Here is a 19,346-nt window from a genome sequence, read left to right as displayed (position 1 = left end):
CTCAGCGCCGGAGCCGGCCCAGCAGGTCGGTCAGCGCCTTACGGCGGTCGGCGGCCAGCGGGTCGTCGGGGTCGTCGGGTTCGGCGAGGTAGGCCTCGCAGCGCGTCCGGCACTGGTCCGAGATCGTGCGGCGGGCCTCGAAGTGGCGGCGTCGCTCGGGTCCCAGGCTCTCCCGCTCGCGCAGCCGCAGCTCCTCGATCTGCGCGACGAGGCCGTTGCCGATGAGCTGGAACTCGGCGACCCGGTTGCCGGGGTCGTCCGCCAGCAACCGCTCCATGGCGGCCGTCACGGCGGCCCCTGACGCGCTCTTCAGCCGGGCCAGGGTGGCGCGGGCCAGCAGGAAGCGGCGGTCACGGACGGACTGCGGGTCGCTCCAGGAGGCGAAGTCCCGGGCGATGTCCGCCGGGTCCGGCCCCGGGGGAGCCACGTTGATCCAGCCCCGGTAGGCGGTGGCCAGCAGCCGCCTCCGATCGTCGGTCTCGCCCGCCGCCAGCAGTCCGCGTACGCGCGAGACGGCCCGCGCGAAGTCGTCGGTGGCGAAGTCGATGTGGATCCGGGCCTCCTCGATGCGTTCGCCGGCGCCGGGCGCGAACGCCTCCTCGGCCGCCGCGTCCAGGACCCGGTACGCCTCGGTGTGACGACCCAGCACGCTCAGGAGCTCGGCCCGCAGGATCGGCGGGCCGGACGCGCCGCGCAGGCGGTCCGACCAGGTGGCCAGCGTACCGATCGCCCGTTCCAGGACCTCGCGGGACGCCTCGTCGAGCTCTTCGCGGGAGCGGTTGGCGATGGACACGGCGTCCCGGACGAGTTGTGGGTGCGCTATGCCCGGATCGTCGAGGTACCCCATGAACTCCGAGGAGACGGCCCTGCGCGCCCAGGACCTGCCGGTGCCCCGGAACCGCTCGGGGAACAGCGGGTCGTCGCCCTCGGCCTCGTCGAACACCCGGTTGAGCGCGACCCTGCAGGCGAAGTCGGCGAGCCGGTTGAGCTCCCCGATGAGCGTGACCGGGTCGGTGCCGCTGTCCATCCGCTGTACGGCCGCGACCGTCGCGTCGTCGTCGGCGTCGAGCGGCAGCGTGTCCATCCGGGCGAGTCCGGCGATCACGTCGCCGGAGTAGACCGACAGGCACCAGGTGCGGTCCTCGACGAGGAGGGTGCGCAACCGCCGCTTCTGCTGGAACAGCCGTTTCACCAGGTCGGTGTGCGTCTCCTCCTCGGCCTTGGCGGCCGCCGAGCGGGCGGGCGGCGCGTCCTCCGCCAGCACCCGCTCGCACAGCAGCGCGAACGGCTCGGCGATCCGGCCGGGAAGACGCGCGCAGGCGGTGCGGGCGTCGGCGACCGCGCGGTCCCGCGCCGCCTCCCGTACCTCCTGCGGCGCGTCCGGGGAGACGCCCAGCCGTAGCCGCACGCCGTGCCCGGCGACGCGCCGGTTGAGCAGCTCCAGCCGCAGGTGCCGCTCGTACGCGGCGACCCGGGCGGTGCCGGCCAGCACGGCCATGACCTCACGGGCCCGCGGCTCGTCCTGGTCCGGCGGCGGCACGGCCAGCGCCGCCGTTCCGAAGGCCCCGGCCAGGACGCCGTGCAGCTCCGCCCGCTCCGCCGCGTGGCCGCGCGGGTCTCCGGCCGCCACGTCCAGCGCGTACAGCGCATGGAGGTACGCCTGCCAGCCCTCCGCCGCCGCCGGCAGGTCTCCGGCGGCCGTCTGCGCCATCGCCAGGTTGTGCAGCACGGCGAGGTCGTACGGGTCGGCGGCCAGCATCCGGCTCCAGATCCGGCGGGCCGCCACCGGGCGGCCCAGCCGGTAGGCGGTCTCGGCCGCCCGGCCGGACACCTCACGGCGGAGCAGGTCCAGCGCCCCGCCGGGCGGCAGGTCCGTGAGGCTCGCCTCGGCCTGCGCGAACACCTCGGCCACGGCCGTGTCGGCGATGGCGAGCGCCGACTCGACCAGCTCCCGGCCGGTGCCGGAGGGCTCGGCCTTCGGGCGGGGCGGCTCCGGCCCGCTCTCGCGCCGCGGACCGGGGGTGTCGAGCAGCGACCGTACGGCGTCGCGCAGCCCCAGCGTCGCGGCCGACGGCTCCGGCGCGCCGCCACCGGCCACCTTGCCGAGGGCGTCCTTCACCGGCTTGAGCTGCTTCTTGGTCCGGCCGTGCATGGTGTTCTGCAGGTCGCGCTTGACGGCCTGGTAACGGCGCTGGAACTCCTCGGGCGGCAGGTCACCGGGCTCGGCCCGTCCCACGGCGTCCCAGTCGGCCAGCCGAGCGGCGACCACCGACTTCAGCGCCTGGGTCGTCTCCTCCATCACGGCCAGGTCGCCCGACAGCCGGGCGTGGCCGCCGGCGTCGATGGTCCTGGCGGACGCCCGCAGCGCCTTGGCCAGGTCCAGGGCCTCGGCGTCGTGCTTCTTGAACAGTGCCGTGTCGGCCTCCAGCTTCAGCAGCAGGCCCTCCGCGTCGTCGTCCGGCTGAGCCACCACGGGGTCGGCGACCCGTTCGGCGGGTACCGGGTCGAGCCGCCGTACCGCCGCCATGAGCGCCGCCGCGCACTGCGCGGCCTGCGCCGGATCGGGCTCCTCGGGCGCCGCCAGCAGCTCGCGGGCGGCCCGGTGCGCGTCAAGGTCGGGGAACTCCAGCGGCCGCCTGAGCAGCAGCGCCCGGTGCAGCAGCAGGAGCAGGAACCCCGGCAGGGTCCCCTCCCGTTCGTGGCGGGCGAGCCGGGCGGGGACCTCCGCGAGCGGCAGGTCGTAGAGGTCGAGCACGTCGGTCAGCAGCCGGAAGGCCGGGCCGGGCGCGCGCAGCGGCTCGGCGAGGCCGCGCAGCGTCGCCTTCGGATAGCCGCGCAGCAGCCACTGGACGCCGAGGACGGCGAACGCCGCCGTGCCGCCGGATCGGCGCGGCGCCAGCCGGGCCAGCTCCGTGAGTTCGGCCAGCAGCCAGTCGCGGGTGCGCTCGCTGGGCGTGCCGAGCAGGCGTTCCTCCACGTCCAGGTCGCGCACGCCGCTCCAGCGGCACTCGCCGCCGCGGTCCAGCCGTACGGCCGTCACGCCGAGGTGGGGGTTCGGGTCCGGCCCGTCGGGGCCGGGGTCGGGGTTGTCGGCGCCGGCGCGGATCGCGCCGCTGATGCTCTCGGCGCGGCGACGGAAGGCGCCGGCGTACCCGGCGGTGCCGACGTGGGCCTCGTCCAGGCGGCGCTGCACGATCGCCAGGTGCGCCCAGATCCGGTGGCTGGTCGGGGCGAGTTCGCCCGCCTCGCGCAGCTCCTCGGCGGCCTCGGTGAGCCGGCCGTGCCGGAGCTGGAGCAGGCCCAGGTGGTAGCCGTGCTTGGGGTTGGCCGGGTCGAGGCGGCGGGCGCGGCGCAGGAGGACGAGTGCCTCCTCCGGCGGCGTGTCCGGGTGCACGGCCAGCCGGAACGTGGCCTCCACCAGGGTGTGGAACTCCTGCGGCTCCAGCCACTCGCCGCGCGCCCGCCGATCCCACAGTCTCAGCGCGACGTGGCGGAGCACGACGGGGTCGTTCTGCGTCATGGCGTCGTACCCAGCTCTCGGCGCGGGACGATCCGGACTCCCGCCCCGACCGGTTCGGCGATCAGCGACGCGTCCGGCGATATCCCGAGCGGCCCGGTGTCGCAGGTGTAGACCACCCGGCCGTCCTCCATGAGCACGTGCGCGCCCTCCGGATAGGACAGGATGAGGATTCGGCCGGTGCGGTCGCCGGCCACCAGGCGGGCGCCGCGATGACCCTGGAAACCCCGGCGCACCGACAGCTCGTGGTCGATCAGCACGCCACGGCCGTCGGCGTCGATGACGACGACTCCCTCCTCGGTGAACAGCGCACCGACGTGGGTTCCGATCGGCGGGGACAGCTCTACGACGTCACCGGTGACCGGGTCGACCCGGTGGACCTGCCGCTCGCCCACCGCCAGCAGCCGGCCGCGGACGGCCCGGCAACCCAGCAGCACCGGTTCGAGCCGGCGTTCCCAGCCGTCCGGGCCGAAGCACTGGACGGTGCCGTCGAGCCGGCCGACCAGCAGCCGACCGTCGAGCCGGGCCAGTGTCTGCACCCCCTCCGGGAAGAACGCCACCCGGGACGGCTCGGTGGATCCGGCCGGCAGCCGGTGGACGGCGCCGTTCCACATTCCGGCCAGCAGCTCGGCGCCGTCGAACAGCAGCGCGCCGGGCGCGCGCAGCGGGTTCAGCGTGCTCTCGCCCGGCAGGTCCACGGTCACGGCGCCGCCGTCGGTGTCGAGGCGGACGACCAGGCCCGACCAGTCGGCCACGGCGAAGGACTCCTCGCCCACCGCCACGTTCTTGATCCGCGCGGGCACCGGAGAGCGGGCCAGGACCTGCCCGGTCAGGTCGTACACCACGGTCTCGGTCGCGCCGAGCAGGGCGACCGCGCGGCCGCCCAGGAAGTACGGCTGACCCGTGCCGTCCAGCACCGGGTGCGCGCCGCCGGTCAGGGCACGCCGCGGACGGTCGGGCGGGTCGACGCTGAACCAGCCGGTCGTGGCCTCCGCGCAGCCGGGCGCCCGGGCGATGAGCCGCACCTGGTCGTACGGAGCCGGGAACGACAGGTCGGGGAAGGTGGCCGTGCGGCCGTACAGGGAACGGCGCGCGGTCCCGGTGAACGGCACCTCGCCGGCGGGAGACCTGGCCGACAGCTCGATCTCCACGGGAGTGTCGCCCTCGGCCTCGACCACGACCTCCGGGAGGGTCAGGTTGACGGTGGTCCGCGTGATCACGGCGCCGGTGAACCGCAGCAGGCCCGGCGGGCGGCCGCTGGTGAGGCCCAGGGCCTCGCGTATCCGGTCGAACCAGTCGGGGTCGTTGGTGTCCTGCCACTGGACCCGGTTGAGCTTGTGCGGCACGAGGTCCTTGCAGGCGGGGTCGAGGAGCACGGGAATGATCTTCAGGCCGGAGGTCATGCTGAGGTCGAAGGCCTCGTCCAGCTCCCATTTGCAGATCGGCTTGGAGTCCTCGAAGTAGAGCGGCGAGTAGAGCGGGATGAAGCAGCGGCTCTCCTGGAGCGCCTCGGCCAGGGAGCTGGTCCACTTGTCCCCGGGCGCGATGCCGTCCCGCGAGGTGTCCAGGAAGACGACCGGGCGGCGGCCGTCGGCCGTGCTGCAGCCGAGCAGCTTGTCGTACAGGCGGTTCGCGGTCAGGCTCTCCTCTCTGGCGTAGCTGAGGAACACGTCCCACTTCTTGGTCATACACGCCCCCTCGCCGTCCGCGCCGTCTGCTCGATCTGGTGGATGATCCGTGTCGTGTCGGCGTCGCGGGTCGTTCGGCGCAGGGCCGCACATCGTTGGATGACCCGGTCCAGCTCGATTCCTATGCCGGCGTGCCAGCCGGCTCGCAGCACGCGGGCCAGCTCGTTCGACACCAGGACCACGTCGAGCTGCACGGCGTTCACGGCGAGGACGCCCACCAGCGAGCGCAGCTGGTCGCGGAACGGCTCGCCGATGGTCCGCAACAGCCCCTCGGCGTGCGTGCGCAACGTCCGCGTGCGCTGCAGGGCCTGCTTGATCCGGGCGGACGGGCAGTCGTTGATGTCGCCGACGAAGTCGTGGATGGCCACCGCCTCCCGGTCCACGCGCCGCAGGGCGACGGCGTCCAGCAGATCGCCGGCACCGGTGACCCGTTCGTCGGTGCCGGCGACGCGGGCGGCCGCCTCGATCTCGTCCAGGTCGCCACCGGTGACCAGCAGGCAGAGGCCCAGCACGAAGTTGGTGCACGGGTCGGTGGGCACCAGCCGGACGGTGCGCCGCATGAGGGCCAGGCCCTGCTCCGGGCGTCCCTCGTCCAGGAGGGCGCCGGTCCGGCCGAGGTCGTACCCGGCCAGCAGGTCATAGACCACGTCGGCGCGGTCATGGGGCAGGTCCGGCCGCCCGGGGCCCTCCCGCGCGATCCGCAGGATGTAGGAGGCCAGGTCGATGACCGGCTCGAAGTCGCTCCATTCCGGGCCGAGCCGTCGCAGCTCCTCCAGCGCCGTGTCGTAGGCGCCCGCGTGCAGCGGCTCGACGAAGCGCGGCGCCAGCGCCCGCAGCAGGTGCAGCCGGAGCCGGTGGACGAGCCGGTCGAGGGCGCGGCGGTCCGCCTCCGCGTCGGCGACCCCGGCCCCCGCCCGCGCCGTGGCCACGGCACCGTGCAGGTCGCCGCGCGACGCCCGCTGGACCGTCAGCTCCAGCCAGCAGCCGCCCTCTTCGGGCACCAGGCGCAGGTACTCGACCAGCGCCTTCTCGTCCGGGTCGGCCAGCAGCCGGTCGGTGAGCCGGCCGCGTAAGGTGGTGCGCAGCTCCAGCACCCGTGCGGTCAGGTCGGGCCCTGGCCGGTCGGCGCGCAGCGACTCCAGCTCGGTGAGCGCCGCCATCTCGTCGCCGCCGAACAGCAGGCAGTACGACCGCAGGTAGCGTGCCTCGTAGTGGCCGGGCAGCAGTTCCAGCACCTCGTCGAGCTGAGCGAGCGCCAGTTCGAGGTTGCCCGCGGCGATGTTGGCCTTGGCGTCCTCGATCAGCCCGTCCTCGTACGAGGCGTACTCCAGCGAGAGTGGCACCTCGCCGTCCTCGAACTCGCGCAGCACCGGGACCCGCTCCTCGTGCCGCCCGCCCTGCAGCTCGCGTCTGGCCCGTTGCAGCTCCTCGGTCAGGTCGACGGCCGTCGCCCGCGCCGGCACGTCGAAGGCCGGCATGCGCAGCGTCTGGGCGGAGCCCAGCGTGCGCAGTGTCTGTGGTTCGTCCACGGTTCTCCCAGAGTTCGTGGCCGGGCGGCTCAGAAGGGCAGCGCACCCGGATCGGGCTCGGCACCCAGCCGGTGCCGGGCGACGTCGTGGCAGAGGCCGAACTCCAGGTCCTGGTCGAGGCCCAGCAGCAGCGGCAGCACCCGGCCGAGCCCGGCCTGCTCGAACAGCTCCCGCTCGTCGGCGTCCGGCTCGTACTCGATCGGGCTCAGCCGGCCGACCAGGGAGTAGCGCTCGGGCCGGAGGCGTCGGCGCGGCAGCCGCAGGGATGACCGAATGAGACTGATCACGACTCCTTCTCCGGGGGCGCCTCGTTCAGCAGGAACTCGCCGGTCCGCACGATCAGGTCCTGGCGGGCGCTCTGCACCGCCTCGAACCCGTCCTTGAACCGCTTGCTCGCCGCGTCCACCTCGTCGACGCTCTGCTTCAGCTCTTCGACCCCCGGCCGCTCGGGGTCGTCGCGGAGCAGCGGTCCGGCGATGCCGCGTAGCCGCGCCCGCATCAGCTCGTTGCTCTCGCTGATGTCGCGGACGCTCGGGTGCTCGGCCGGACCGGCGTCGGCGGCCACGGCGGCCGGGTCGCCGTACCGGGCGTACCGGCGTTCCATCTCCGCGCGCAGTGCCAGCAGCTCACGACGCTTCTCCGGGCTCAGGTCGCCGTTCCGGAGGGACTCGTCGATCAGCTCGACGTACCGGTCGCGTCCGGTCGTCGTGTCACCGAGCTCCCGCTCGAACCGCACGATCCGCCGGGCCTCCGGGTGCACGATCGGCCGGGCCGTCTCCAGGCCGCGCTCCAGCAGCGCCACGCCCTGCTCACGCATCGCCGGGTCGCGGACGGCGAAGTAGTAGCGGCACAGCCCGGCGATCAGCAGCGCGTCGCCGTGGTCCGGCTCCGCACGCACGACCCGGTCGATCCGCTCGTCCAGCCGGGCGAAGTCGGCCCGGCCCGGGGCCACCCCGGCCAGCTCCGGCCGCTGCCACTCGTGCAGCAGCGTGACGACGTGGAACAGTGCGGCGTTGACCCGCAGCCGCTGCTCCTCCGGATCCGGGTCGGGAGTCTGCGCCAGCTCCTCCAGCACGGCGCCGAGACCGCCGTCGGCGTTCGCCCGCTCTCCCTCCCGCCAGTCGCACACCAGCAGGCCGAGCGTCGCGCGGGCGGCGGACTTGCCCTCCTGCACGGCGTGCTCGTGGGCGTTGGTGAAGCAGTCGCGGGCGTCGCTCATCCGGTCGTCGAACAGCGCCTGGACGCCCTCGACCAGCTCCATGTCGTCCACGTGCTCGGGGATCTCGGCGGTCAGGCAGTCGAGCTCGCGGACCTGGCGGAAGTAGTGCAGCGCGCCCTGCGGCTCGCGGCGGCGCCAGCTCGCCACGGCCTGCTTGAGGAACGAGATCGAGGCGATCAGCCGGGCCTGCGGCGACCAGTCCAGCAGCGCCCGCTCGCTCTCGAACAGGTCGCAGACCCGGGAGTGCTGCCCCATCTTGGAACGCAGCCACAGGTCGAGGAATGCCGTCGCCTCGTCGTGCCCGGACGCGGCCACCAGGTCGGCCAGCGCGGCGGCGGCCGCCGCGTACTGGTCGGGGTCGAAGTCGCCCAGCCGGGCCCGGACGTACGCCTGGGCGAAGCGGGCGTCCTCCAGCGCCCAGCCGCGCGGCCCGGCGTTGACGGCCTGGGCGATGAGCCGGTCGGCCCGCTCCAGGTCGGCACGGTCGGCGCTGTCGAGCAGTTCCCGTGACTCGTCCAGCGGGATCCGCCAGCGACGCGGCACCACCCCGAAGAAGTACGTGCCGCCGGCGGCCAGCAGCACCACCAGCACGACGATCAGCAGCACCTGGAGGCCCATCACCGCTCCTCACGCAGTTTGCGAAGGTCATGCCGGAGGTTGTTGAGCCGGTGCCCGTGCGCGCCGATCTCCGCGTCGTTCATCGACCGGTTGGCGCGCACCTTCTGCAGGCCCTGCCGTACGGTCTCGGCGACGGCCTCCGCGTCGTCGAGCCGGTCCAGGAGCATGAACGAGCGGGCGTAGTCGATCATGAGGTCGAACCGCCACCACTCCAGCCGCCCGTTCTTGTTCAGCCAGGTGTACGCGGCCTGGTTGGCGTCCTCCGCGTTGCCCCGTTCGAGCAGGTAGACGGCCAGGTCGTGGGCTTTGGCGCCCTTGCCCTCCGCGCCCTCCGGCGGCAGATGGTCGAATGCCGTGCGGACGGTGGCGTCCATCCGCTCGGCGAAGGAGGGATCGACGGCGTCCGACAGCCGCCGGGCCAGATCGTGGCGGAACCGGCCGACCAGGGCGAACTGGGTCATGTACGCCTCACGCCGCCCCTGCTGCATCCGTACCGCCCGCTCCAGCAGGTCCCACGCCTCCAGCGGCTGCGGCGAGTGCAGATCCCGGTAGGACAGCTCCGCGGCCAGCACCAGCAGCTCGTACGACGGATCGGTGAGCAGGATCGTGTGCGCCAGGTGCAGCGCGCGCTCGGGGTTGCCCTCCTCCCGCAGCCGCCGGACGGCCATCAGCGGGTCCATGCTCTCGCGGCAGCGGTCGAGCAGGTCGGCGATCTCGGCCGGGTCGATCGCCAGGCGTTCGGCGTGGCCGGCCGCGAGGACACCGCGGAGGTAGGCGAGGGTCTCGGTGACGGGGCCGACCTGCCGCATCCAGTGCGGGAGGCGGCTCGCCCCGTCTTCGGGACGCCCCGCCGCCGCCCAGTGCAGCAGGCGTTCCGGCTCGGCCGCGGGCGGTTCGAGGAAGCAGCGTAACGCCGTGACGGTCAGCGCGTACACGTCGGCGGCCCGGTCGGGGCCCGACACGCCGCGCACGACGTCGGGAGCCAGGTAGGGGATGCGCTCGGGGGAGCGCAGCAGTGTGCCCACGGCCGGGACGCCCCAGGGCGGCAGCTCCAGGAGGTACGGCTGGCCGCGGGAGAACACGATGTCGGCGCCGGTCGGGATCATGCCCTCGACGCGGCCCCACCAGCCGGGCAGCGCCCGCAGCACCGCGGAGACCGCGGCGAGCCGCGGCTCGGGACGCGGTTCGCCCACGACCCGGGCCAGGGTGGCGTCCAGCTCCAGCTCGTAGGTGACGACGTCGTAGTAATGGCCCTCCCACTCCACGACGTCGTCCTCCTCGTTCTGGAGGAGGGGCGCGACACCGGGATACCTGGCTCGTTCTCGCAGGCGGTCGAGCTGGTCCCGCTGCTTGGCGAGGAGTTCGTCGGCCGGGACCAGGCGGTAGCAGCGGCGGCCGCCAGGGCGGCTGTGGATCTCGCCCCACATGCCGCCGCCGACGGGGACCCGCTCCGCCTCAACGGGCGTCGTCATACGCCGCCTCGAGGCGGTCGAAGAGCGCCTCGATCTCGGCCTCCGGCGCCTTGGCGGCGACGGCGGAACCGAACGCGTCGTAGGCCGAGCGCACCGCCGGGGCCGCGGCACCGCCGGTCAGGTACGCGACGATCTTCCGGTAGGTACGACGCAGCTCGGTCGGCACGGCGTCGGCCGGCAGCACGGCCGGAGCGGCCGCGGCGACCGGGGGCGGCAGGACGAAGTCCGGTGCCGGATCTCCGTGGCTCGACGGCGTGTGCTCGACCGGCGCCGGCGCGGTGACCCGACCCTCGGGGTCGTACAGCCCCAGCAGCGCCTCGCGCCGCTCCGCCAGCTCGTCCTGCCGCCCGATCTCGGTGCTGCGCTCGAACTTCGCCTCGAAGGTACGGCCGGTGTTCAGGTGCTGGACGGCCACCTCCAGCAGACCGTTGCGGGTCATGGTGTACTCCACCTCGAACCGGTGGTAGCCCTCCGGCCGGGGCTCGATGTCCTCCAGGTTGACGGTGCCCACGAGAGCGTTCTCGTAGGTGTACTCACCCTCTCCCTGGTAGACGACGGCGGCGATCTGGGAGGCCATGTCGGGATTGGTGTAGGTCTTCTTCCGGCTGGCGGGGATCCGGGTGCCCCGGGGGATGAGGCCGTCGAACCGGTCGTTCTGAATGGCCAGCCCGAGGGTGTGCTCGGTGATCAGGCTGACCTGCAGGCTGTCCTCGTCCGGGTCGGGGTCGGTCGGCGGACGCTCGGCCAGGTCGAAGCCGTCGGACGGGGTGAAGTCCTTGGCCACGAGGGCCGCGCCGCGGGCGACGAGGGTGTCGGGGTCGGCGTCGCTGCGGACGAAGTCGTCGCCCTTGTCGAAGTGCTCCAGCAGCATCTGCTTGACCAGCGGGATCCGGGTGGAACCGCCGACCAGCAGAATGGCGTCGATCTTGCCGCGGTCCATGCCCTTGCTCTCCGCGGCGAATCGGAGCGCCTCCTCGACCTGGGTGAGCGAGCGGTCGAGGACGGGTTTGATGGTCGCCTCGAACTCCGTACGGGCCAGCTCCCGTGTGGCGCCGTCCGGAAAGACCACGGTGGTGGTGTCGGCGAAGGATAAGGCCCGCTTGGCCTTCTCGGCGGCCATCTTGACCTTCAGCCGATCGTCGGCCGACGGCTCCGGCCGCCCTTTCAGCAGCTCGTCCACCAGCGCGTCGTCGAAGTCGCCGCCCCCGAGCCGCTGGTCACCGGCCGTTGCCAGGACGTCGATGGCGTCCTCGCGGGTCTCGATGATCGACACGTCGAAGGTGCCACCGCCCAGGTCGTACACCAGGTAGACCTGCCGCTCCTCGTCGGCGCGGTCCACGCCGTAGGCGATGGCGGCCGCCGTGGGCTCGGGGATGAGCTGGCGCGGGTAGAGCCCGGCCAGCAGCGCGGCCTCCTCGGTCGCCTTCTTCTGCCGCTCGGTGAAGTACGCGGGGACCGTCACCACGGCGTCGTGCACGGTGGAGCCGAGGCCGGCCTCGGCGATCTGCTTCATCTTCATGAGGATGAGCGCGCTGACCTCCTGCGGCCGCAGCCACTCTCCGCCGACCCGGACCCGTACCGGGTCGTCCACCCGGTGGTCGGTCCCGGCGGCGAAGCGGGCCAGCGAGTCCTCGGTGAAGGTGGCCCCCATCTCACGCTTGATCTCGATGATCGTCTGGGCGTCGCCGCGGGTGCCGGCGATGGCGTCCTTGGCGTGGTGGCCGACCGTCGCGCGGCCGTTCTGCGGCTGGTAGCGGACCACCGAGGGGGTGGCGGCGCCCAGCTCCTCGTCGACGGCGGCGTCCGGAATGATCTCGGCGTAGGCCTCCTCGGGGTTGTAGGCCGCGACGGCCGAGTAGGTGGTGCCCAGGTCGATTCCGACGACGTGGTGGAGGGGGGATTCGTCCATCCGGTCTTCTCCCTTGGGGGTCTCGTCAGGCTCCGTCGAGCAGGGGGTCGGGCGTGTGATCGGCGGTGAAGTCGGTCCGGGTCAGGTCGGAGGGCCGGTAGACCGGCTCGCCCCGCTCCTGCAGGAACAGCTCCAGCTCGCGGCGGAGCACGTGGTGCTGGACGGCGGCGTCGTCCAGCACCGGATGCCAGGCGGGACGGAGTTTGAGCAGCGCCAGCGGCGGGTGCGCCGCGTCGTAGGCCGCGCGGTCGTCGGCGCTCTCCAGCCGGATCGCGTGCGCGGCCGCCAGCTCGGCCTCGTCCGCACCCTGGCGGCGCAGCCGCTGATCGAGCCTGCTGGAGGCGGCGCGGATCTCGTCGACGGAGGCCTCGGGGCCGAGCCCGAGGCGCGTGTAGTCGGTCGTGACCGGAGGGCTCAGCGGTGCGGGGAACAGTTCCAAACCTGCCTCCCTGACCTGTTGGAGATCCTTATTCTTGACGGCTCGCACGGTTTGGTGCAACCAATTCTTGTGTGCGGAGATGCGGCGGGCGGAAAGATTCCCGAGTGACTGACGATAAGTCGATCATCGTCCCAATGCGATCGACATAAAGGCGCGACCGAAAGCCGAGCAAAAAGCAGGGAATTAAGTGGGGCTACATCGACGCGGACGGCGGAAAGCGGTAGCCCGATAAGCTTCGGACCGACTCGTCATGCCGGGTCGACCTTCTCGAACGCCGCGATCGTCCGCTGAACGTCGCGGATCCGGTCCAGGGGAAACTTCTCCGAGCGGTCGAACCGATAGATGCCGTTCTGCTCCTGGAACACGTCGGTGAGTTGCGTGTAGCAATAGCCGAACATCGACGGGTTCTCGAGCAGTACCTTGGTCAGGCCCTCGAAGCGTTCGAAGAACTCTTCTTCCGAGCTCACCCGCTGGCCGTAACCCCACGACTCTGCTCGGTCCGTGCCGTCCGACGCGCGTGCCAGCTCCGGGTTCCACCAGATGCCTCCGTACTCACTGACCATGTACGGCTGCCCGGCGTAGGCCAGCGACATCGGTTCGCCATCCGGGGTCAGGTTCGTGAAGGGCTTCCCGTAGGCGAGGCCGGACTGCGCGATCGCGAACTCCGCGGGGTCCTGTTCGTAGCAGTGGCTGTCCCAGACGTCTGTCTCCGGGACCCGGTGACTGTAGCCGGAGGCATCGATCACCGGCCGGCTCGGATCGGCGTTCTTGGCGGCTTTGAACATCCCCTTGGTGACGTCGTCCAGCACGGTCGTGCGGTCCTGCAGCGCCTGATGGGTCTCGTTCAGAGGACACCAGCCGATGATCGACGGATGGTTGTGGTCTCGTTCCAGCACCTCGATCCACTCGGCGACGTATGACGGGGTCGGCCGCTGATTGTCCCCCCGCGGCCCTTGGCCGCCGGCGCCCCAGTCGGGGAACTCCGCCCAGACGAGGTACCCCATCCGGTCCGCGTGGTAGAGGAACCGCTCCTCGAAGACCTTCTGATGCAGGCGGGCGCCGTTGAAACCGGCGTCGCGGGCGAGTTCGATGTCGCGTACCAAGGCCGCGTCGCTGGGCGCGGTCATGATGCCGTCGGGCCAGTACCCCTGATCGAGAACGAGGCGCTGGAACACGCGCTCACCGTTGATCAGCACGGCCTGCCCCTCGATGGACACCGATCGCAGCCCCGCGTAGCTGTGGACCTCGTCGATGACCGCGCCGGTGGGGTCGATGAGCCGGAACCGCAGGGAGTACAGATGCGGGTCGGCCGGAGTCCACAGCCGCCGGCGCTCGGCGGGAACATCGAGGACCAGGCGGGGGCACAGGTCGTGTCCCAGCGGAATGCTCTCCCGGCTCACGACGCCTGAGGCATCGCTGAGTTCGACCTGGACGGTGATGCCGCGCTTCGGGTCGGAAACCGGCGTCTCGACGTGGAAACGGGAGCCTGTGACGTCCGGTGTGATGCGAGGCCGCCGCAGGTGGGTGGCGGGGACCGCCTCGAGCCACACTGACTGCCAGATGCCCGTGGTTCGCGTGTAGAAACAGTGCGTGTTGGCGTACCAGGTCGCCTGTTTCCCTCGTGGTTGGACCGAGTCGCGTGAGTCCCTGGCCCGTACCACGACCGTGGCTCGTGTCTTGCCGGCCAGAGCCGCGGTGATGTCCAGGCCGAAAGGTGTGAAGCCGCCGCGATGACGGCCGACCTCGACCCCGTTCACCCAGACGGTGGTGTCGTAGTCCACCGCCTGGAAGTTGATGAGCACCCGGCCGCTGAGCCATTCATCGGGGACGGTGAACTCGCGTCGGTACCAGACCGCCGCCATGAAGTCGACGTGTCCGATGCCCGAGAGGGACGACTCGGGAGCGAACGGCACGATGATCCGGCTGTTCAGTTCCGCGTCGCGAAGCCCGCGCTCGAACCCGGAGTCCGACTTGTCCAGCTCGAACTGCCACTCGCCGTTGAGGCAGAGCCATTGATCTCTGCGCCACTGCGGACGAGGGTGCTCGTTTCGGGGGACCGCCAGGTCATGCGTCATTCGCAACTCACTCTCGTGGACTGGATGGTTCGATGTGCCGGTCCGCGATCTCGCGCTCGCGGCGTGTTACTTGATGCCGGTCGTGGAGATCCCGCGGGTCAGGAACCGCTGGCCGAAGAGGAACGCGGCGAACACCGGTAGCAGCGCCACGACCGACATCGCGAAGAGCGGCCCCCAGGAGGTGTCGCCGTTGGCGTCGACGAACGATCGAAGCGCTACCGGCACGGAGTAGACGTTCGGTGCCGTGAGGTAGATCAGCTGGCTGAAGAAGTCGTTCCACGTCCAGACGAACGTGAAGATCGCGGTGGTCGCCAGGGCGGGCTTCATGAGCGGCAGGATGACTCGCGTGAAAGTGCGGAAGTAGCCGCAGCCGTCAAGCCGTGCGGCATCGTCGAGCTCCCGGGGTATGCCGCGGATGAACTGGACCATCAGGAAGACGAAGAACGCGTCCGTCGCCAGGAACTTCGGCACGATCAGGGGGAGGAACGTGTTCAGCCAGCCCATCCTCGAGAACAGGATGTACTGAGGAACGATCACGACATGCATGGGCAGCATGATCGTGATCAGCATGATCGCGAACAGGGTCCGCTTGAAACGGAATCGCAGCCGTGCGAACGCGTACGCGGCCATGGAACAGGAGATGAGGTTCCCCGCGATGGCGCCCGCGGCGATGATCGCCGAGTTGATGAGATACAGGCCGAACGGAAACTTCAGCCCGTTCCACCCTTTCCCGTAGTTGCCGGTCTTGAAGTGCGTGACCAAGATCCCGGAGAGGCGGAAGATGTCGTCGCTCGATCGGAAGGAGCTCGCCAGCATCCACAACAGTGGATAGAGCATGACGATCGCCAGGGCGATGAGTGCGCAGTGCCTGCCGAAACCGCGTGCCGTCTTCAGCCGCCTCGTGCTGGAGCGCGGCGTTTCGCGGCGCTGCGACACGGTGTGTGCGGTGCGCGTGCTGCTAATTGTCATAGAACACCCAGAACCTTGCGGCGTAGAAGTTCAGCGCGGTGAGGGCCGCGACGATCAGGAGGAGCAGCCAGGCCATCGCGGCCGCATAGCCCATCTGGAAGTTGTTGAATCCCACTTGATAGAGGTAGAGCGTGTAGAACATCGTCGAGTCGGACGGGCCCCCGGTGCCGCTCGATACGACGAAAGCCTGGGTGAACGCCTGGAAAGCGTGGATGATCTGCAGGACCAGGTTGAAGAAGATGATCGGGCTGAGCAGGGGAAGCGTGATGCTCCGGAGCTGACGCCATTTCGAGGCGCCGTCGACCTTGGCCGCCTCGTAGTAGATCGCCGGAATCTGCCGCAGCCCCGCCAAGAAGATCACCATCGGCGCGCCGAACGTCCACACATTGAGCACGATGAGCGTGCCCAGCGCGGTCGACGGGTCGGAAACCCATGCCGGCGCGTTCTCGATGCCGAGATGGCCCAGCAACTGGTTCACGAGGCCGTGGTCACCGAAGATCTGCCGCCACAGGACGGCCACGGCCACCGACCCGCCTAGGAGGGACGGAAGATAGTAGACCGAACGGTAGAGCGGCAGCCCGCGCAGGCCTTTGTCGAGCAGCATCGCCAGGGCCAGGGCGACGATGAGCTGGATCGGAACCGAGACCACCACGTACTCGAACGTCACGCGTAGCGAGTTGTGCAGCCGCGGGTCGGAGAGCATGCGGCTGATGTTGTGCAGGCCGGTCCAGTGCGGAGCCTGGATCAGGTTGTAGTCGGTGAAGGCTATGTAGAGCGAGACCAGCATCGGACCGGCCGTGACGCCCACCAGGCCGATGATCCATGGGAGGAGGAGAAGGTAGGCGGCCCGCTCCTCCTTCGCGGCCGCTGAGGATTTGTCGCGCCGCCCCGTCTTCTCGCTGAGTGTGCGCAACTCGTCGATCACCGTCAAGACAGCACTCCCAGTGTCAGGCGCCGAGGATCTGCTTGGACTGGCTGTAGAAGCTCGCCGCGCCCTTGCTCGGCGTCGATCTGCCGAAGCCGATGTCCTGGGAGATCTTGGTGAACAGGGTCGACAGCTGGCTGTATCCCTTGGGCCACGGCGGAGGTGGCGTGGCCGCCTTGTCGCCGAGACCTTGCACGTACGCCACCGCCTTGCCCGCCGGGGATTTCGGTTCGAGCGAGAGGAGATCCACGGCGTGCTTCGAGGGCGGCACGCCCAGTACGACGCCGATCGTCTTGATCGCGAAGTCGTCGTTGACCAGGTAGTTGATCAGTTCGGCCGCGGCGTCCGGATTCGTCGAAGTCGCGGCGATGGACCACATGTCCTGGCTGTCGACGTAGAGCCCCGGCTTGCCGTTCGGCAGGTTCGGGATCGTCATGATCTCCAGCTCCTGTTTCATCAGGCCCTGGAGGAACTGGATCTGCTGAACCCACCCGAAGTCGATGGCGGCCTTGCCGGTCACGATGGGATCGGTCTCGAAGCCGGTGGCGGCCGCGGTCACCGACGCCGCAGGCGTTCCCTTGCCCGCGCGCAGGTCCTGCCAGTAGGCCCACCACTGCTCGACCAGGTCCTGCCCGGCCGCGAGCGCCTTGCCGTCGGTCGTGAAGAGGCTCTTTCCGTGCTGGCGCGCATACGGCTCGAACAGCTCGAGGTGGCCGCTCTGATCCGATGTGCCGGCGACCTTCCCGTTGCTGCTCTGGCCCACCGCCTTCGCCCAGGATGCGAGGCTGTCCCAGGTCCAGTCCGCGGTGGGAACCTTGGCCCCGACCGACTCGATCAGCTCACGGTTGACGAAGACCGCATTGGCGATCGAGCTCTGTCCCACTCCGTACCGCTTGCCGTCCACGACACCGCTGCCCGCGACTCCTTCTTCCATCGTGCTGATGTCGATCGTCTTGCCGATGTATTTGGTCATGTCGAGGAGGGCGCCCCGGCCGGCGTAGTCCGTGAAGTACGTCATCGACATCCGCATGACGTCGGGGGAGTTGCGGGCGGCGGTCTCCGTCGACAGCTTGCTCCAGTAGTCGGCGAACGCGGCGTGCTCGCCACCGACCTTCTGCCCGGAACGCGTCGACTGATAGTGCGCGAGCACCTTCTCCAAGGCCGTGTGGACGGCGTCCCCGCCGTACCACGCGGCGCGCAACGATCCGGAGCCGCTGGACTTTCCGCCCCAGCTGCCGCAGGCGCTGAGTGCCACGGTGCTCAACCCCATCGCGCTGAGGCCGAGAAAACGCCGTCGGCTGAATACGTCAGACATCTCTCCTCCGAGAGTTGTGTTGCCATTCGAAAATTGCCGAACGATGCCGGGACTCAGCGCCCAGGCGTAGTCGTGGGCGAGGCCTCGATGCCCGCCCAGTTCCGATCCGCGGCCTTGGGCGTGTACGCGCCTTCAGGCAGGTCGTCTTGCAAGCGCAGCGTCCACTGCAGCAACAGCCAGATCATCTGGTCCCGGACAGCCGTCAGGGACCGGTCGTCGAAGAGGTTCTTGGTCTCGTGGGGGTCGACGCTCAGGTCGAAGAGTTCGCCCTGGCCCGTGCTGTGAACCAGCAGCTTGTAGTCCCGGAAGCGGAGCATCTTCGTGCGTCCGCTCTGGGTGACCGTGTTCAACTCGTCGAAGGTCGGCCCGTCGTACGGGAAGTGCAGGGGCGGCCGCTCATCGGCTCCGTAGGTCAGGCCGCCATAGCCACGCTCGGCATAGAGACTGTCGAATTCGCCGGTGGCGACGCCGTCCCCCGCGAGCAGCGGCGCCAGACTTCGTCCCTGTACGCCCGGCGGCAACGCCTCACCCACGAGTTCGCACAAGGTGGGGAACACGTCGACGATCGACACGAGCTCCGGCCTGACCTGCTCGGCGACCATCGTGGAACCGGAGAAGAACATCGGTATGCGCATGAGGCACTCCGGCATTCCCGCGCCCTTGCGTTGCAGCCCGTACTCCCCGACGTAGTCGCCGTGGTCGCTCACAAAGACATAGATCGTCTCTCCCGGCAGCTCCGCGTCGACGTTCTCCACGAGCCGCTTCACCTGATCGTCGATCAGGCGAAGCATGCCGCAGTAGTTCGCTCGGTAGCGCCGCCACTCGGCCTCGTAACCAGGGCGCTTCTCTTCGATGAGAGCTTGGAGCCACCGCCAGTGGCCGCCCCGGGCGCGCGCCACCTCCGCCCCGGTCGCCGGGGCGGGAACCTCCGCTTCGTCGAACAGGCTGAAGTACGGTTCCGGGACCTGGTACGGATTGTGCGGTTCGGGAAGGGAGACCCAGAGGAACACCGGCTTGTCGTCGGCCCGTGAACCCACCTGCTCCAGTGCGTCGGTGACGATCCGGTGCGGCAGCTGACGCTTGAGCGGGAAGGGCGTGGGTTCGTGCGCCACCCCGTGGTCGAGCCGCTCGAGCCATTCGTCGAAAGCGGCATCACCGGCTCGTTCGTGCGGACCACCCGTGTGGAAGTAGGGGCCGGCGTACGCGTCGAAGTCCGCCGGCTCCGGATGCATGTGCGGCTTGCCCGAGAACAGCAGCTGGTAACCGGCGGCACGAAGGACGTCGAGCAGATCGCGTGAGTAGTAGGCATGAGCGGCGTTGCTGTTCTGCGTGACTCGGTGCGCAACGGGAAAGCGGCCGGTCAGCAGGCTCGTGCGGGCGGGTACGCACGCCGGGTAGCTGGTGTACGCGCGTGGGAAGTAGGTGCCCTCCGCCGCCATGCCGTCGAGGAACGGCGTGGTGTCGAGGGGGAAGCCCGCGATCTTCGAGAAGTCGGCACGATGCTGGTCGGTCATGATCACGACGATGTTCGGCTTCACTGTCGCCTCCTGGCCCCAGCACGGTCATCCGGCCGCGTGTTCCTGCTCACGGCCCTGCATCGATGCAAGCTTGCCATTGGTCTGCATCGATGCAAGTCACGAATTGGTAACGCTGACGAAACCGCGTCGTTCA

General features: G+C 70.4%; 13 protein-coding genes. All 13 read right to left on the bottom strand.

The genetic code is table 11. The annotated features are described in order from the left end of the window. Position 1: 1 nt before the first annotated feature. The 13 genes from QSK37_RS19925 to QSK37_RS19865 all read right to left on the bottom strand — a co-directional run bounded on the left by QSK37_RS19925 (position 2) and on the right by QSK37_RS19865 (position 19,195). A complete protein-coding gene (locus QSK37_RS19925; RefSeq protein WP_285623136.1) occupies positions 2–3,520 on the bottom strand; it encodes a hypothetical protein in 3,519 nt (1,172 codons plus the stop codon). After that, positions 3,517–5,205: a toll/interleukin-1 receptor domain-containing protein gene (locus QSK37_RS19920; RefSeq protein ID WP_285623133.1), complete on the bottom strand. Its 1,689-nt coding sequence runs from the start codon at positions 5,203–5,205 to the stop codon at positions 3,517–3,519. Before QSK37_RS19920 ends, QSK37_RS19925 begins: the two co-directional genes overlap by 4 nt. Continuing rightward, positions 5,202–6,734, bottom strand: coding sequence for a tetratricopeptide repeat protein (locus QSK37_RS19915; RefSeq protein WP_285623130.1), 1,533 nt, complete (start codon positions 6,732–6,734; stop codon positions 5,202–5,204). The genes QSK37_RS19920 and QSK37_RS19915 overlap by 4 nt, the downstream gene beginning before the upstream one ends. 29 nt (positions 6,735–6,763) lie before the next feature. After that, positions 6,764–7,021, bottom strand: coding sequence for a hypothetical protein (locus tag QSK37_RS19910; protein WP_285623128.1), 258 nt, complete (start codon positions 7,019–7,021; stop codon positions 6,764–6,766). Next, on the bottom strand, positions 7,018–8,571 hold the full coding sequence (locus QSK37_RS19905) for a hypothetical protein (RefSeq protein WP_285623125.1): 1,554 nt from the start codon (positions 8,569–8,571) through the stop codon (positions 7,018–7,020). Before QSK37_RS19905 ends, QSK37_RS19910 begins: the two co-directional genes overlap by 4 nt. Further along, on the bottom strand, positions 8,571–10,043 hold the full coding sequence (locus tag QSK37_RS19900) for a hypothetical protein (RefSeq protein WP_285623120.1): 1,473 nt from the start codon (positions 10,041–10,043) through the stop codon (positions 8,571–8,573). Before QSK37_RS19900 ends, QSK37_RS19905 begins: the two co-directional genes overlap by 1 nt. Continuing rightward, positions 10,027–11,952 (bottom strand): Hsp70 family protein, encoded by a 1,926-nt coding sequence (locus tag QSK37_RS19895; protein WP_285623117.1) that lies wholly within the window; start codon positions 11,950–11,952, stop codon positions 10,027–10,029. Before QSK37_RS19895 ends, QSK37_RS19900 begins: the two co-directional genes overlap by 17 nt. A gap of 25 nt (positions 11,953–11,977) precedes the next feature. Further along, positions 11,978–12,391: a hypothetical protein gene (locus tag QSK37_RS19890; protein ID WP_285623116.1), complete on the bottom strand. Its 414-nt coding sequence runs from the start codon at positions 12,389–12,391 to the stop codon at positions 11,978–11,980. 248 nt (positions 12,392–12,639) lie between these two features. Then, positions 12,640–14,466 carry a glycoside hydrolase family 2 protein gene (locus QSK37_RS19885; protein ID WP_285623112.1) on the bottom strand — a complete coding sequence of 609 codons (1,827 nt, stop codon included), beginning with the start codon at positions 14,464–14,466 and terminating at the stop codon, positions 12,640–12,642. Between the two features lie 66 nt (positions 14,467–14,532). Beyond that, the gene (locus QSK37_RS19880; RefSeq protein WP_432705577.1) at positions 14,533–15,435 is read right to left on the bottom strand and encodes a carbohydrate ABC transporter permease; all 903 of its coding nucleotides are present in this window, start codon (positions 15,433–15,435) and stop codon (positions 14,533–14,535) included. Next, positions 15,425–16,366 carry a carbohydrate ABC transporter permease gene (locus QSK37_RS19875; RefSeq protein ID WP_432705576.1) on the bottom strand — a complete coding sequence of 314 codons (942 nt, stop codon included), beginning with the start codon at positions 16,364–16,366 and terminating at the stop codon, positions 15,425–15,427. Before QSK37_RS19875 ends, QSK37_RS19880 begins: the two co-directional genes overlap by 11 nt. A 16-nt stretch (positions 16,367–16,382) precedes the next feature. Next, positions 16,383–17,675 carry an ABC transporter substrate-binding protein gene (locus QSK37_RS19870; protein ID WP_285623111.1) on the bottom strand — a complete coding sequence of 431 codons (1,293 nt, stop codon included), beginning with the start codon at positions 17,673–17,675 and terminating at the stop codon, positions 16,383–16,385. 53 nt (positions 17,676–17,728) lie between these two features. Further along, positions 17,729–19,195 (bottom strand): sulfatase-like hydrolase/transferase, encoded by a 1,467-nt coding sequence (locus tag QSK37_RS19865; protein ID WP_285623108.1) that lies wholly within the window; start codon positions 19,193–19,195, stop codon positions 17,729–17,731. Positions 19,196–19,346 lie beyond the last annotated feature (151 nt).

Source organism: Actinoallomurus iriomotensis, assembly GCF_030269445.1.
Lineage (GTDB): Bacteria > Actinomycetota > Actinomycetes > Streptosporangiales > Streptosporangiaceae > Actinoallomurus > Actinoallomurus iriomotensis.
This window is presented reverse-complemented; position numbering and strand designations above follow the sequence as displayed.

Coding starts and splice junctions, on each gene's coding strand:
- QSK37_RS19925 (WP_285623136.1), bottom strand. CDS start 3,520: ATGACGCAGAACGACCCCGTCGTGCTCCGCCACGTCGCGCTGAGACTG.
- QSK37_RS19920 (WP_285623133.1), bottom strand. CDS start 5,205: ATGACCAAGAAGTGGGACGTGTTCCTCAGCTACGCCAGAGAGGAGAGC.
- QSK37_RS19905 (WP_285623125.1), bottom strand. CDS start 8,571: ATGGGCCTCCAGGTGCTGCTGATCGTCGTGCTGGTGGTGCTGCTGGCC.
- QSK37_RS19900 (WP_285623120.1), bottom strand. CDS start 10,043: ATGACGACGCCCGTTGAGGCGGAGCGGGTCCCCGTCGGCGGCGGCATG.
- QSK37_RS19895 (WP_285623117.1), bottom strand. CDS start 11,952: ATGGACGAATCCCCCCTCCACCACGTCGTCGGAATCGACCTGGGCACC.
- QSK37_RS19885 (WP_285623112.1), bottom strand. CDS start 14,466: ATGACGCATGACCTGGCGGTCCCCCGAAACGAGCACCCTCGTCCGCAG.
- QSK37_RS19880 (WP_432705577.1), bottom strand. CDS start 15,435: ATGACAATTAGCAGCACGCGCACCGCACACACCGTGTCGCAGCGCCGC.
- QSK37_RS19870 (WP_285623111.1), bottom strand. CDS start 17,675: ATGTCTGACGTATTCAGCCGACGGCGTTTTCTCGGCCTCAGCGCGATG.